Source organism: Niabella pedocola (assembly GCF_021044425.1).
GTDB lineage: Bacteria > Bacteroidota > Bacteroidia > Chitinophagales > Chitinophagaceae > Niabella > Niabella pedocola.
Genome location: NZ_JAJNEC010000005.1, coordinates 2484357 through 2497577 on the forward strand (window position 1 = coordinate 2484357; position 13221 = coordinate 2497577).

General features: G+C 48.0%; 8 protein-coding genes. All 8 read left to right on the forward strand.

Annotated elements, in window-relative coordinates:
• The first annotated feature begins 59 nt into the window (after window positions 1–59).
• Complete coding sequence (locus tag LQ567_RS17805) at window positions 60–965, forward strand: DUF4267 domain-containing protein (protein ID WP_231006852.1); 906 nt, start codon at window positions 60–62, stop codon at window positions 963–965.
• An 85-nt stretch (window positions 966–1050) separates the two neighbouring features.
• On the forward strand, window positions 1051–1371 hold the full coding sequence (locus tag LQ567_RS17810; RefSeq protein WP_231006853.1) for a ferritin family protein: 321 nt from the start codon (window positions 1051–1053) through the stop codon (window positions 1369–1371).
• Window positions 1372–1555: 184 nt separating this feature from the next.
• Window positions 1556–3595: a family 10 glycosylhydrolase gene (locus LQ567_RS17815; RefSeq protein WP_231006854.1), complete on the forward strand. Its 2040-nt coding sequence runs from the start codon at window positions 1556–1558 to the stop codon at window positions 3593–3595.
• 383 nt (window positions 3596–3978) lie between these two features.
• Window positions 3979–7410 (forward strand): TonB-dependent receptor, encoded by a 3432-nt coding sequence (locus LQ567_RS17820; protein ID WP_231006855.1) that lies wholly within the window; start codon window positions 3979–3981, stop codon window positions 7408–7410.
• 15 nt (window positions 7411–7425) lie between these two features.
• Complete coding sequence (locus LQ567_RS17825; RefSeq protein WP_231006856.1) at window positions 7426–9360, forward strand: RagB/SusD family nutrient uptake outer membrane protein; 1935 nt, start codon at window positions 7426–7428, stop codon at window positions 9358–9360.
• A 21-nt stretch (window positions 9361–9381) separates the two neighbouring features.
• A complete protein-coding gene (locus tag LQ567_RS17830; protein WP_231006857.1) occupies window positions 9382–10557 on the forward strand; it encodes a DUF5000 domain-containing lipoprotein in 1176 nt (391 codons plus the stop codon).
• A gap of 8 nt (window positions 10558–10565) precedes the next feature.
• Complete coding sequence (locus tag LQ567_RS17835; protein ID WP_231006858.1) at window positions 10566–11696, forward strand: DUF4998 domain-containing protein; 1131 nt, start codon at window positions 10566–10568, stop codon at window positions 11694–11696.
• A gap of 157 nt (window positions 11697–11853) precedes the next feature.
• Window positions 11854–13065, forward strand: coding sequence for a DNA polymerase III subunit (locus LQ567_RS17840; protein ID WP_231006859.1), 1212 nt, complete (start codon window positions 11854–11856; stop codon window positions 13063–13065).
• Window positions 13066–13221: the final 156 nt, after the last annotated feature.

The window sequence follows — 13221 nt, forward strand, 5'->3', positions numbered from 1 at the left end:
AGGTGCATCGATTCCTTTTTTGCGAGGCTGAAATTTGTTGTCGAACAAAATAAAAAAATATGACAACAAAAATTGCATGGGCTGTTTGCCTTTTTACAGGCTTGGGATTACTTTTTATCGGTGCGCGTTTTTTGCTGGATCCCCTGGTGGCATTGAGGGATTATGGCATCAGGGTGAATACGGGTGGTGATTTTTCATTGCATACCATTAAAGGGATCCGGGATCTGTTTTCCGGCCTGCTGATCGTACTGCTCGTTTGTACCGGTCAACGCCGCGCATTGGGTATAAGTTTGCTGGCTGCAACAGTGGTGCCCCTTGGGGATCTGCTGATCGTGTGGAATAAAAGTGGCGATTACCGGTTGCTGATCCCGCATCTTATTGCGGTACTGATTTGCGTTATCATTGGTCCGTTATTGCTTATACGCAAAAAGGAAAAGCCTGCTATTGCACGTACGCCGGCTCTGCTGATCCGCTCTGCAGCCGATTATGCTGAAACGGTTACGGAAGCCACTATTTACCCCGGCGATAAAACGCCCTGGCATTATCATACATTGTTTGCAGAAACATTTGAAGTGATAGAAGGAGGCCTTCAGGTGGGCAAGAGCGGGCATTATCATCAATTGAAAAAAGGAGATCGCATAACAATCGCTACCTGCGAGCGTCATTCTTTTTACAATAATACCGGCAGGGTATGCCGGGTAAGAACGGTGCTGCAACCCGGCAATCTCCGGTTTGAACAGGCGGGGCAGATCCTGACCGGGCTGGCCAATGACGGTTTCGCAAACAAACGGGGTATTCCCAAACGCTTAACCGACCTCGCATTGTTTTTATACCTGAGCGATTCCCGGTTGGTTGGGCCGGCAACATTAGCTGCACCTTTGTTTGCGGTTCTGGTACGGATGGCCGTAAAACGCGGACGTTTAAAAAACCTGATCCACCGCTATTGTGTACCGGTTTCCGCCTGAAACCGGTAACCGCATCTTCAAACATGGCTTAAAATTTGCATCCTGGTTTACGTTGTATATCTGTTTATATAAAAACCAATAACAAATGGGATTTGATCAATACCATGAGCCACCAGAAGAGCTCTCACAACCGGTACGCACCTTTGCCCGTATGATACAGTCGCTGATTGAAGAAGCGGAAGCCATCGATTGGTATGAACAACGGATTCATGTAGAAAAAGACCGGCAGGCCAAAAAAATCATGCAACATGCACAACAGGAGGAGTTCATTCATTTTGCAATGGACCTTGAATTTCTGCTGCGCAAAAAGAAAGAATGGCGCCTTGTTGTAAAAAACATATTATTTAAGGAAGGCGATATTATTGAGAACGCTGAGAAGGCGGAAGACAAAGCGGAAGATGCCTAGCCCGGTAAGATGAGCATGAGCTGTGGCAGAAATGCTTCAGCGGGTATGTACATTTGTTTGCCCGGGACTGCTGCCATATACAGCATCCGGTATATAAATGTAGCCTTGCGGATAATTTGTTGTAAATTTATCTGCTCTATCCTAACATGCTATGTATATAAGGTTCTTGCTTCTTACAGCGTACATGATAATTATTTTTGGCGGGGTTGCTTATGCATCGGACAGGGCTGGTGCTGCCATTACAGCGGTGCCCGTTCCGGGCGATTCTTCGGTGCCCCGGGTACCACGGGAGTTCCGGGCCGCCTGGGTGGCTACCGTAGCCAATATCAACTGGCCCAGCAAGCCCGGCCTGCCGGTAGCACAACAGCAACAAGAGGCCATTGCCTTGCTCGACTTTTTGCAGGCACATCATTTTAATGCGGTTATTTTCCAGGTGCGGCCACAGGCGGATGCATTATATCAAAGTGCCTTGGAACCCTGGTCTTACTTCCTCACCGGTACACAGGGAAAAGCACCCCAGCCTTTTTATGATCCGCTGCAATTCTGGATCGACGCCGCACATGCACGAGGATTGGAACTGCATGTTTGGCTCAATCCTTACCGGGCACATCATGTTTCCGGTGGACCGGTAACAGAGCGTTCGCTGGTAAAAACCAAACCGGAACTGGTTGTAAAACTAAAAGAAGGCTACTGGTGGTTCGACCCCTCTCTGAAAGCAACACAGGACCACGGTGTAAAAGTGGTTATGGATATCGTAAAACGCTATAATATCGACGGTGTTCACTTTGATGATTATTTTTATCCCTACCCTTCTTACAATGGAGATGAAGATTTTCCGGACAGTCTCAGCTGGGCGCAATATCAAAAGTCCGGGGGTACATTATCCCGTGGCGACTGGCGGCGGCAAAGCGTCAATACCTTTATACACCGGCTGTATACCGAAATAAAAAAGGAAAAGAAATATGTGAAGTTCGGTATCAGTCCGTTTGGTATCTGGCGTCCCGGATATCCTGAATCCGTAACAGGCTTTGACCAGTACGATCAATTGTATGCAGATGCCCGGTTATGGCTTAACAAAGGTTGGATCGATTATTTTTCACCACAGCTTTACTGGCCTATTCGCCGCCTGGAACAAAGCTTCCCGGTATTGCTGGGCTGGTGGGCATCGGAAAACATACAGCATCGTCATATATGGCCGGGCATCAATGTTGGCCGGGATACCAGCGTAACCAATACAACAGAAGTGATCAACCAGATTATGGTAGACCGGGGTATACAGCCGCGTAGCAGTGGTGTGATACACTGGAGCATTTCTTCCGTTACCAGGAACCCGGCACTGGCCAACGCCCTGGTTGACGGCCCGTATAAAAAACCGGCATTGGTGCCATCCAGTCCCTGGCTGGATGCCTTGGCGCCGGCAGCACCCCGGGTATCCCTTATACAACAGGCAGATGGCGTTACGGTACAGTGGCGGCACATGAACAACAACGATGTGTTTCATTGGGTGGCATACTATCAATATGGCACCAGTTGGAGTTATAAGATCATGAACCAGGCCGATCGCTCCTTGTTATTAAATATACAGGAGAACGGAAGGGCGCTTCAGCGGGTTGCCGTAACCGCCGTAGACCGCAGCGGAAACGAAAGTCCGGTATCCGAAGTTCCGTTAAACAAAGTGGTGATCCTGCCCCGTAGCAGCTGGCAGGCAGCGGATCCAAAACCTTATAAGCAACATACACCGGTGCGGATTACCGTACATCATGAAGGCGGAAAAGTGCTTGCTGAAACCGCCAGCGCAGCCACGCGTTTGAAGAACATACAAACCTGGTGTATGGGGCCCGACCGTAAGTGGACCGATATCCCATATCATTATCTGATTGCCCCGGATGGTACCGTATATGAAGGCCGCAACCCGTTAACGGTGGGCGAAACCAATACCGAGTATGATCCCACCGGGCATTTATTGATTTGCTTTTTGGGCAACTATGAGCAGCAGGCATTCACACCTCATTTACAACAGGTGCTTACGCGGCTTATTGCGCAGCTTTGTAAGCAATACCAGCTATCGCCCGAAACACTTTCCACGCACCGCGATCATAGCAAAATCACCGGTTGCCCCGGAAAAAATATCTATCCCTGGTTTCAGAACGGATCTATAAAAGCCCGGGTAAAAAAAATACTGAAAACACAAACAGCTACCGCTACAGCCGCCAAAGCATTATAAATGGTGCGGAAAAAAACACTTCAATAATTTTTTTTAAGGGTGTATTTTTTTAAAAAAAGTATTTTATATTTGGTTATTGTTACTAAACCAAAGGACGATTGTAACCTAAACCGTTTGCGAAGACCATATTTATAGATTGTATTGTGTCATATACTTTTCACCTTAAAGTTTGATCAGGCTTTACTGATATAGCATTTAAGTACAGAGATTGTTGCTGCTGGTTACGGATAAGGATAACCCGCCCTACAGAGAAATGTTTTTTTAATAAGGTGTTCCCGTAATTCCGGGGAGCATCAATGATACCTTATGGATTGTTGTACAATTGAACAAAACTCCTTTATAGCGATTGGTTAGATAGACTTTTTTTAAATAAAAATTGACTCATGTTTAAAAACAAGAGCACCTGTTGTCAGGCGGGAATTTATATGAGTAAGCGGTTCCTGTTACCGGTTGTTTTGCTGCTCCTTTCAATGTCTTTGCTGGCGCAAAACAAAGGCATTACGATTGAGGGCACTAAAACCGTAAAAGAAGCTTTAAAGATTATCGAAAGTCAGTCTGCTGCACGGTTTATTTACAGCGATGCGTTTTTAGATTATGATAAAAGCGTGCAACTGCATTTAAATGAGGCAACGATTGAGGACGCGCTCAAACAGGTACTCGCCGGCCAGCCGGTGCAGTACCTGAAACAGGACAACGGCATTGTTATTTTCCGGCCCGCCGAAGCGGTTCCCGAAACACCTGCAGCTGCAGCAGAAACCCCGGCCAGGGGACTATTGGTACGAGGTACGGTACAGGACAAAACGGGTTCTGTTATGTCCGGTGTATCGGTAAGCATTAAAGGCAGCATCAATGCGGTTACAACCGATGGCAAGGGAGAATTCAATATCAGAACGAACCTGTATGACAGCCTGGAGTTTTCATTTATTGGGTATAAATCACAACGCGTATTTGTAACCGATTCCAGACCCATGACCATCGTAATGGAGGGCGAGGTGGGCAGCTTAAACGAGGTTTCGGTGGTGGCTTATTCCCGGCAGAAAAAGGCGAGCGTGCTGGGATCCATAACTACTATAAAACCGGAAGAGCTGAAGATCCCCAGCAGTAATCTTACCGCCGCGCTGGCAGGCCGTGTAGCCGGTATGATCTCGTACCAGCGCAGCGGGGAACCGGGAAATGATAATGCCAATTTCTTCATACGGGGGATCACCACTTTTGGAGCCGATGCAAAAAAAGATCCGCTTATCCTGATTGATGGTATAGAACTGGGACCGGATGACCTGGCCCGGCTAAATACCGATGATATTGCCAGCTTCAGTATTATGAAAGATGCTACCGCTACATCGCTGTATGGAGCAAGAGGTGCAAACGGCGTAATACTGGTTACTACCAAGGAAGGCCGGGAGGGAAAGGTACAGTTCAACGCACGCTTGGAAAGCTCCTTGTCTTCCCCTACAAGAAAAGTGGAAATAGCCGACCCGGTTACGTTTATGCGTATGCAGAATGAAGCGGTTAAAACAAGAGACCCGTTGGGCCTGGCCATTTATTCGGAAGAAAAGATCACGATGACCGAAAGGGGCATGCACCCTGATATTTATCCGGCCACCGACTGGAATAAGGCCATGTTCCGGGATCAGATCGTAAACAACCGGGTGAATTTGAGTTTGCGGGGTGGTGGAACGGTGGCCCGGTATTATGTAGGCGCCAGTGTAACCAAAGACAACGGGAACATGATCGTAGATAAACGGAATAACTTTAACTCCAACATCAAACTGATGAAGTACCAGTTCCGCACCAATATTAATGTAAACCTGACAAAGACCACTGAGATGATCACCCGGTTTGCTTCAACCTTTGATGATTATACCGGCCCCATCGATGGCGGTGCCTCCATGTATCGGAAGGTGATGCAAACAAACCCGGTGATGTTTAAGCCCTACTATGTACCCGATTCCGCATTTTCTTATGCCAAACACATCCTTTTTGGAAATGTAGATAATGCAAGCTACCTGAACCCTTATGCAGAAGCCTTAAGAGGCTACCGGGACTACAGCAAGAACACCATGTTTGTAACCTTCGAGTTCAAGCAAAACCTGAAAGCGATTTTAAAAGGGCTGACGGCGCGCACCCTGCTCAACTTCGACCGGTTCTCGGAATACAATGTTACCCGGGCCTATTTTCCGTTTTACTACAACCTGAAATCCTTCGACCTGGTGAATGATACCTATACGTTAAGAAGACTGAACCCCACCACCGGTACGGAAACGATCAACTACCTGCCGGGCCAGCGGTTTATTAACAACGTATTCTATTCTGAAAGCGCCCTCGAGTACAATGGTACGTTTGGCAAGCATACCATTAATGACCTGCTGGTATTTACCATCCGCCAGGAAAAAAAAGGAATTGCTGAAAACCTGCAGATGTCGCTGCCCGGCAGGAATGTAGGCCTTGCCGGACGGTTTGCCTATAACTATGATACCCGGTATTTTGCAGAACTGAATTTTGGTTACAATGCGTCTGAACGTTTTGCCCAAAACAACCGCTGGGGCTTTTTTCCCTCCATCAGTGCAGGATGGATGCTTTCGAATGAAAAATTCTTTGAATCCCTTACCGGCGTATTTAAGCAGCTAAAGCTGAGAGGGTCTTACGGGATGGTGGGTAACGACGCCATCGGCAGTTACCTGGACCGTTTTTACTATTTATCCGATGTAGAGTTGTATGCCCCTTACCTGGTAAACTGGGGGATCAATATGAATGAGAACCCTGGTGGCATCCGGGTGAACCGGTACGCCAATGACCAGATCGGATGGGAAACTGCGTATAAAACCAACCTGGGTCTTGAAATAAATATGGTAAACGGGCTGTCTTCCATTATTGAAGTATACCGGGAGCGGAGAAAGAATATCCTGCTGGGTCGGATCATTCCTTCCACAATGGGTATCATCCCCGATGTAAAGGCAAACCTGGGCGAAGCCGAAGGAAAGGGTGTGGATGTAGAGCTGAACTACGACAAAACATTCAGCAATGGATTGTGGGTAAGCGGACGGGGCACTTTTACCTATGCAACCAATAAGGTATTGAAATGGGAAGAGCCCGACTATACTTCCACACCCTGGAACTCGCGCGTAGGTCATCCGATTGGCCAGGTATGGGGATATGTAGCTGATCGCCTGTTTGTGGATTCGCTGGAGGTAAAAAATTCGCCATTACAAACATTCGGGGCCTACAGTGCCGGAGATATCAAGTATCATGATGTGAATGGAGACGGGAAGATCAACGGGTTGGATATGGTGCCCATCGGTCATCCCACCACGCCGGAGATCATTTACGGGTTCGGCACATCGCTGGGCTATAAAGGATTTGACCTTTCGATCTTCTTTCAGGGATCGGCACGGCAATCGTTCTGGTTTAATATGCAAAATGTAGCGCCGTTCCTGGATGGAGATGCCAATGATGGACGGATCGGCCAGAATGCGGTGTTAAAGGTTTTTGCAGACAGCTACTGGTCCGAGTCTAACCGGGATCCGTACGCCATCTGGCCCCGGCTGTCCAATTATGCCCTCAACAACAATTATCAAACGAGTACCTGGTTTATGCAGAACGCCGGTTTCCTGCGACTGAAATCGGCGGAGGTAGGATACACCGTTCCAAAGTCCTTCCTGCAGCGGTACCACATTAGTAACCTGAGGATCTATTTCAGCGGGCTCAACCTGCTTTCATGGAGCTCCTTTAAATTATGGGACCCGGAGATGGCGGGTGAAGGACTGGGGTATCCCATTCAGAAGGTATACAATTTTGGTTTAAATATTGGCTTTTAATAAACTCAATCAATCATGAAGAACTTTTTTATCAAGCTGCTGGTTCTTGTATTGCTGGCATCTGCAGCCGGTTCCTGTGGTAAGTTTCTTGATGTGGTTCCGGATAACGTGGCAACACTGGACAACGCTTTTTCCGACCGGTACAACGCCACGAAATTTCTGGCTACCTGTTACTGGGGCATCCCGAAATCGGCGGGGTGGAATGAGAACCCCGCTATGTTGGGTGCTTTTGAGATTACGTTGAACAAGGACCGCAGGAACCAGGGAGGTATGCAGGCCGCGTTGGGAGAGAACAGTGCCACGCAAAACCTCATCAATTACTGGGGATCCAAAGGAGAGTTTATCCGTTCGCTGTATGCCGGCATACGGGATTGCAATACTTTTTTGGAGCGGATAGAGGGCGTTCAGGATCTGAACAAATATGAAAAAGAGCGCATGAAGGCCGAGATCAAAGTGGTAAAGGCCTACTATCATTTTTACCTGATCAAGTACTACGGACCTATCTGCCCGTTAAGGACCAATACACCGGTGAACGCATCTACAGAAGGGATACGGGTATACCGCGAAAAAATTGACGACTGTTTTAAATATGTAATGGATCTGCTGGATGAAGCCATCAAAAGCAACGCACTTCCTAAAGTCATTGAAAACCGTGCTACAGAGATCGGGCGGTTTACACTGCCGGTTGCGCATTTTCTTAAAGCGCTGGTATCGGTGTACTGGGCCAGTCCGTTGTTTAACGGAAATGGTGACTACAGCGGTTTTGTGAACCAGGACAATGAACCGTTTTTTAACCAAACCTACAATGCATCCCGCTGGGCGGCGGCGGTTACTGCCTGTAAAGAAGCGATTGATGTTTGCACAGAAGCCGGAATAAGATTGTATCAAAAGGCGGATTTCCTGGCGGTTTCTTCCAAAAGCACTTCCGATACCACCCTTGTGATTAATACACTGAGGAGCGCTGTAACGCAGAAATGGAATCCGGAGATCATCTGGGGTAACTCTTCTTACCCGGCAAACTGGGGTTACCAGATTGCGGCCATTACCCGGTTTGAGCAGGGCACGTCAACGCCCTCCTCCAATACCGGTACGTTAAGCGTACCGCTGTCCACTGTAGAAACATTCTATTCTAATAAAGGAGTGCCTATTAATGAAGATAAAACCTACCCGTATGCCGGCCGGTATAATATAAGAACAGGAGATGATGCGCACAATGTGCTGATCGCAAAGGGCGAAACCACTGCTTCGCTCAATTTTGACCGGGAGCTGCGTTATTATGCCACCCTGGGTTTTGACCGGGGACGGTGGTATGGAAATCATTATAACAATTTGCCCGAAAAAGATATCGATGCCCGCTATCCTAAAAACCGTTTCGGAGAATATTCTTCGGTTTTCAACCCGGGCGAATACAATGCCACAGGCTACTGGCCAAAGAAACTGGTATCGATGAATACTACCTGGAGGGATGCCAATAGCGTATCTGAAGAAACCTATCCGTACCCCGACATGCGTTTTGCCGACCTGTTGCTGCTTTACGCTGAGGCGCTCAATGAATCCAAAGCCGCGCCGGATGGCGAAGTGTACCAGGTTGTAGACCAGGTGCGCGCCCGTGCAGGTCTGCAGGGTGTTGTGGCAAGCTGGAGCAACTATTCGAATCAGCCGCAGAAGCCAACAACAAAAGCCGGGATGCGCGAGATCATTCAGCAGGAAAGAAAGATAGAGCTGGCCTGCGAATCATCGTACTATTGGGATAGCCGCCGGTGGAAAACAGCCATCAGGGAACAGAACCGCCCCGTGCAGGGCTGGAATGTATACGCCGCGGTAGCAGAAGAGTATTACGCAGTAACAACCATCTACACACAGAAGTTTACCGTGCGCGACTATTTTGCACCCATTCCGCTTGACGATATAATCCGGAACCCGCAACTGGTGCAAAACCCGGGTTGGTGATCATCTTTAATATTTGTAATCATGAAAAGTCATTTCTTTTTACTGTTGTTAACCGCTTGTTTGTTTGTCGCGTGTACCAAAACGGGAAATGTACCTATTTCCAAAAGTTTGGGAAAACCACAGCCGGTAACGGAAATAAGCGTTCAGAATTTGGCAGGTGGCGCGCTGATCAGCTATAAGATCCCCAACCAGGAAGATATACTGGGTGTAAAAGCGGTGTACACGCTCTCCAACGGAAAACAGTTGGAGTCGTCTTCTTCGTTTTACGAGAACAAGCTTACGGTAATGGGGTTTAATGACCTGCAGCCGCATGAGGTAAATATATATACCGTAAACAGGGCCCAGGAATTATCGGACCCGGTAAAGGTACAGGTGCAGCCGCTGGAGTCGCCCATCAGCAAAACCATCAAAACCATGCATATTATCAGCGATTTCGGAGGGGCGCAGTACCAGTGGAAAAATGAGTACCGGTCGCCGCTTACCTTCGAATTTTTTACTCCTGACTCTTTGGGCAGGATGCAGCTGGTGAGGGTCATCACCTCCAACGCTGATTCTGCCATTCAAAGCATCCGGGGGTATAATCCGGTACCGCGGAAGTTTAGTGTGGTGATTAAGGATAATTATGGCAACCGGTCGGATTCCATTGCGCCGCCGACGGGAACGGTAACCCCCCTGTATGAGGCAAAATTGAACAAGTCGAGAATGACCGTTATGAAGCTGGCCAACGACCAGAACTTTACAAACTGGGAAGGAATGGATGGTTATATTATCGATGACGATCACAATACCTTTGGCCACTCTCCCGCAAACTCACTGCCGGCGCCCTTTACCGTTGACCTGGCCGGCTTGGCGAAGATCAGCCGCATCGTGATCTTCCAGCGCAAATTCTCCGATTCATATTATAACTGGGGTAACCCAAGGGAGTTTGATGTATATGGTCGTGTGGACAAGCCTTCCCAGAGCGGAGATTGGGGTGAGTGGACCAAGATCATGAGCGGTGAAATCACAAAACCTTCGGGGGCTTCCGGCGGTACGGTTACCGATGAAGACCTCCGGGTTGCGGAGAATGGCCATGAGTTTGTTTTCGGACTGGATCAACCCCCCATGCGGTATATACGGATTGTGATCCGGTCTACCTGGGGAGGAACAACATTTACCCATCCGGCGGATGTGGATTTTTATGGTGAGCCCAAATAAAAATATGTATGAAAAATCTATATAGTTTTTACATTCTGTTACTGTTAGCACTTGCCGCAACACTGTATTCCTGTGATAAATATACAGACGTGCATAAGGAATATATAAAAGATGGGGAAGTGGTATATGCCCCCAAGCCCGATTCGGTGGTGTTCATTCCTGGAAAAGGACGGCTGAAAATGCGATTGTGGATGTACAATGGGGTTAATGTAAAAGAGCTGGTGGTATTGTGGAATAATCATAAGGACTCGCTGGTAATACCGGTGCAGTTTAAAAAAGGAAGGGATTCTATGGAGGCCAACCTGGGTAATATGGCCGAAAAGACCTACTCATTTGATATTTATTCCGTAGATAATTTCAGTAACAAATCGCTGCTGTATACACAGTTTGGGTCTTCCTACGGAGATATGTATGCCGGCACCCTGCTTAACCGGAGGGTAAAGGACCTGGTGCTTACGGACCTAAGCGGAGACATTGAATGGTATGCAGCTCCGCAGGGAATGATCTTTACAGAAATACGGTATACCGGCAAGGACGGCGGCCTGCATACCACGCGGATGCCGGCGGGAGACTTTAATGTAACGATTGATGTAAAAGCAGCAACAACATTTGAGCACCGGTCGCTCTACATCCCGGAATCAGAATCCATCGATACCTTTTACACGGAATGGGTGGGGCATCCAACCGCCTTCCCCAGCACATATGTATATAATCGCGAAGGATGGAGCGTTCTGGCAGTATCGGATGAAACCGCCAGCGACGGCGGAGGCAAGAATACGCTGTTGGACGGTAACCTGTCCAGTTACTGGCATTCCCAATGGGATCCATCCAATGCGCCCCTGCCGCACTGGGCGGTCATTGACATGAAAACCCCCAAAAAAGCCGCATATCTTGAGATTTACCGGAGGCCGGGCAATACAGATGCAAAAACGGTGCTGGTATATCTTGGAAATGACAGCGACGCTGCATCACCCAACTGGACACTGATTGGTACGGGCGTATATCCGTCTACCCAAAGTGATAAGCTTACGATCAACGCCACCACCAATGCATCGGGCCGCTATCTGAAACTGGTGGTTACCGAAAGCTACCGGGTTCCGTTCTCCAGCATTGCCGAAGTGTATGTTTATGGAAATTAACAGGCAACCTGAAGATGGATCGCCCGTTCTACACAGGATATTCCCCGGTCCGGCGTATCCCGGGGAATGGAGGTTCCCGTGCATGTGCATTTCGTATGTGCCCCGGCCGGCGACAGGATAAAAACCGAGTGAGAAATTTTACGTAGGTTTGTTTCCTATGCAGTTTAAGCAGGTTATTGGCCAGCATACCTTGAAAAAAGAGCTCCCCGAACTAATGAAGGAGAACCGGCTGGCGCACGCGATTTTGTTTTTAGGAAAAGAAGGCAGCGGGGCCTTACCGTTGGCCCTGGCTTTTTCCCAATATATTGTTTGTGAACGGATCAGCCGACCTCTTTCGGCCGCTCCCCAGGGTCCATCCCTGTTTGGAGATGCGGAACCGGAACCTCCGCAGGACGCCGTTACGTATGATTCCTGCGGTACCTGCCCGTCCTGCGTGAAAGCGGCTGCTTTTGCACACCCGGATATTCATTTCAGTTATCCGGTAGTTACCAAAAAAGCGGGAACGCCGCCCATCAGCACGGATTATATTGTTGAATGGCGCGAATTTTTAAAAGGGTACATATATGGGAACGCGTACGATTGGCTGCAATTTATTGGTGCCGAAAATAAGCAGGGCAATATCACTGCGCAGGAATGCAATGATATCATAAAAAAATTAAACTTAAAAAGCTTTGAGAGCGAGTATAAAGTACTGGTGATGTGGTTGCCCGAATACCTGGGCAATGAAGGGAACAAGCTTCTGAAGCTGATCGAGGAGCCGCCGCCAAACACCGTTTTCTTACTGGTAGCGGAAAATGAAAGCCAGATACTGGCCACCATCCTCAGCCGGGTGCAGCTGATAAAAGTACCCTTGTTGGAAGACCGGGAAATTGAAACCGCCCTCATCGAACGCAACAATACCAACCCGGAAACAGCCGCCCGCATAGCTGTTGTAAGCCAGGGAAATTATCATATGGCCCTGCAAATGGTGCAGCATGCCGATGAAGACTGGCAGGAACTGTTGCGCGATTGGCTGAATGCGATCATGAAAACAGGTCCGGTAGCGCAATCGAAATGGGTGGATGAGATCAGCAAGCTGGGCCGGGAAAAGCAAAAACAGTTCCTGCAGTATTTTAACCACCTGCTGCAACTGGCTTTAAGAGTGCAGTTATTTGAAAATGCCGGCGAAGGATATCCCGAAAAAGACCGCGACTTTGCCATGCGTCTTAACAAGATCACCGGAATGGAACAGCAGGAAGCCATTATCGGGGAGCTGGATAATGCGGCTTATTATATAGAACGGAATGCCAACAGCAAAATGCTGTTCATGGCACTTACCATCAAAATTTATCATATCATTAAAGACAAAATCGTATTTTTGAATGAATGAGGTGTTTGGTAAGAGGAGGAATCGATTTTTTTAAAACAAATGGGGTGTTGAAGTTTTTGTGAGTTCCGTGAACTTGATTTTTGCCGTTTATTAACCAGATATAATCTAACCGGTCGTTTTTTATCGGTTATTGTTGCGTGTAAGACCAATACATCT

Excerpts from the sequence above, each read along its gene's own strand:
- LQ567_RS17805 (WP_231006852.1), top strand. The coding sequence starts at position 60 with ATGACAACAAAAATTGCATGGGCTGTTTGCCTTTTTACAGGCTTGGGA.
- LQ567_RS17810 (WP_231006853.1), top strand. The coding sequence starts at position 1,051 with ATGGGATTTGATCAATACCATGAGCCACCAGAAGAGCTCTCACAACCG.
- LQ567_RS17815 (WP_231006854.1), top strand. The coding sequence starts at position 1,556 with ATGATAATTATTTTTGGCGGGGTTGCTTATGCATCGGACAGGGCTGGT.
- LQ567_RS17820 (WP_231006855.1), top strand. The coding sequence starts at position 3,979 with ATGTTTAAAAACAAGAGCACCTGTTGTCAGGCGGGAATTTATATGAGT.
- LQ567_RS17825 (WP_231006856.1), top strand. The coding sequence starts at position 7,426 with ATGAAGAACTTTTTTATCAAGCTGCTGGTTCTTGTATTGCTGGCATCT.
- LQ567_RS17830 (WP_231006857.1), top strand. The coding sequence starts at position 9,382 with ATGAAAAGTCATTTCTTTTTACTGTTGTTAACCGCTTGTTTGTTTGTC.
- LQ567_RS17835 (WP_231006858.1), top strand. The coding sequence starts at position 10,566 with ATGAAAAATCTATATAGTTTTTACATTCTGTTACTGTTAGCACTTGCC.
- LQ567_RS17840 (WP_231006859.1), top strand. The coding sequence starts at position 11,854 with ATGCAGTTTAAGCAGGTTATTGGCCAGCATACCTTGAAAAAAGAGCTC.